1 pseudogene is annotated in these 567 nt (G+C 48.1%); it reads right to left on the bottom strand.

From position 1 onward, the window contains the following. Positions 1-39: 39 nt before the first annotated feature. Positions 40-567: pseudogene (locus R7044_RS27090) on the bottom strand (cryptochrome/photolyase family protein); the annotation flags it as partial.

Here is a 567-nt window from a genome sequence, read left to right as displayed (position 1 = left end):
AACCAATCCCTCCGTTTCCACCGACGATCAAAATGTTCATCACAAATGCTCCAAATCCGCGATATAGCGTTCAGCCGTCTCAAGAATCGCTTGACGCTGCGAAGCTTCCATATTGTCCCAAGACCGGAAAATCATGCCGATGCGTGGATTGGTAGCGAGTCGCTTTTCATGCTTGTCCATAAATCGCCAATAAAGACTATTAAACGGACAAGAGCCTTCACCACTGCGCGCCTTGTTGTCATAGTGGCAACCTTTACAGTAATCGCTCATTTTGTTGATGTACGACCCGCTTGCGGCATAAGGCTTGGTGCCAACAATGCCACCATCGGCGAACAATGCCATACCGCGTGTATTGGGCATTTCTACCCACTCAATCGCATCGACATAAATGCCGAGATACCAAGCATCTACTTGGTCAGGATTCATCTCGGTGAGCAAACAAAAGTTGCCCGTCACCATCAAACGCTGAATGTGATGGGCGTAGGCATAATCGAGAGACTGGCCTATTGCATTGCGCATACAAGCCATCTTGGTTTTTCCTGTCCAAAAGTAGTCGGGTAAATCACG

The sequence above is a fragment of the Vibrio sp. 1402 genome, assembly GCF_033340275.1.
Note: the sequence above shows the minus strand (reverse complement) of the source record. Positions and strands in the feature narration are given on the sequence as shown.